The 1,108-nt window shown below is 38.7% G+C and carries 2 protein-coding genes; both read right to left on the reverse strand.

The genetic code is table 11. The features are described 5' to 3' along the window. Positions 1–146 precede the first annotated feature (146 nt). Positions 147–533, reverse strand: a complete 387-nt coding sequence (locus tag HMPREF1125_RS06800; RefSeq protein WP_000985015.1) for a YdcP family protein — start codon at positions 531–533, stop codon at positions 147–149. Between the two features lie 15 nt (positions 534–548). Further along, complete coding sequence (locus HMPREF1125_RS06805; RefSeq protein WP_000420682.1) at positions 549–863, reverse strand: YdcP family protein; 315 nt, start codon at positions 861–863, stop codon at positions 549–551. Positions 864–1,108 lie beyond the last annotated feature (245 nt).

Genomic DNA, 1,108 nt, shown 5'->3' on the forward strand with positions numbered 1-1,108 from the left:
TTGTCTTCACATGAAACAGTCCGACAACCAGCAGGAAAACAGGCAGGAGTGACGCTATCGTAAAATGAAAGACTAAATCTTTACCAGATGGGCGAATCCTTTTACCACGCTGTTTCATGCGAAAAAGTCTCCTTTCTACCTAGCGACTATTTGTCTTGTGTCGGTTCTTTCTTTGCTTGTGGTTGAGCTTTGAATGAACTAGAATCCTTTGTCAGCACAATATCGTCTGCCTTGATATACCAGTCAACATCTGCTCCTTGATAGGTGGCAGTAGCAACGGTGTCCGCAATGGGATTGATAAGTTCCACCCGTGCGTTATAATCAAACTCTTTCAAAGGCACGCTGGCAGGAATACTTACTTGAATCATGCGTCCTTGTCCTTTGGATTTTAAGTCATAGGTACGTTCCTTGATTTCATCTGAAACCGACCCGTCTTCATTTTGGATTCTCACTTCACGACGTAGAGCAGAGAATTTCAATTCTCCAAAAGTCGTGTCTTTATCTAATACAATGCCATTTGCTAATCTCATCATTTTTCCTCTCTTTCTTTATTCTTTTATCATGTCGTCAGCATGTAAAAGGTAATTTGTAAAACCACGAGTGCCGATTTTGTAGCCCTCTGCGGTAATACGTGGATTGACTAACTTCACACGTTCCTCAAAGCCGAAATGTTTTTCGCCAGCTTCAGCAGGAAGCACCACCACAATATCATCTGCTCTTTGAACATCAGAATAGAGATTATAGCTTCTTGATAAGACAGTTAGCCGTCCGTTGATTCTTCGCTGAACGACTTTATCCTCGCCAGCAAATTCTAAATTGCCGAATGTTTTTTCCATGTTGGGAATCACAAATTTAAGTTCCATATTTTTACCTATCCTTTCTTTTTTATTGGCTGAATGAATGTTTGATGGTCTTAAAGAGTGGGGAACGACCTTTTGATTCTTGATTTTTTGTTTTCATAAGTTCACTTCCTTTCAAAATCGGGTAAAAAAATAGACACCTCATTTTTTGAAGTGTCTACCTATTAAATATTCAAATTTTATTGGAAGTATCTTTATATCTTCACTTTTCAAGGATAAATCGTCGTATCAAAGCTCATTCATAAGTA

Source organism: Streptococcus oralis SK304 (assembly GCF_000287715.1).
Classification (GTDB): Bacteria; Bacillota; Bacilli; order Lactobacillales; family Streptococcaceae; genus Streptococcus; species Streptococcus oralis_Y.

Excerpts from the sequence above, each read along its gene's own strand:
- HMPREF1125_RS06800 (WP_000985015.1), bottom strand. The coding sequence starts at position 533 with ATGATGAGATTAGCAAATGGCATTGTATTAGATAAAGACACGACTTTT.
- HMPREF1125_RS06805 (WP_000420682.1), bottom strand. The coding sequence starts at position 863 with ATGGAACTTAAATTTGTGATTCCCAACATGGAAAAAACATTCGGCAAT.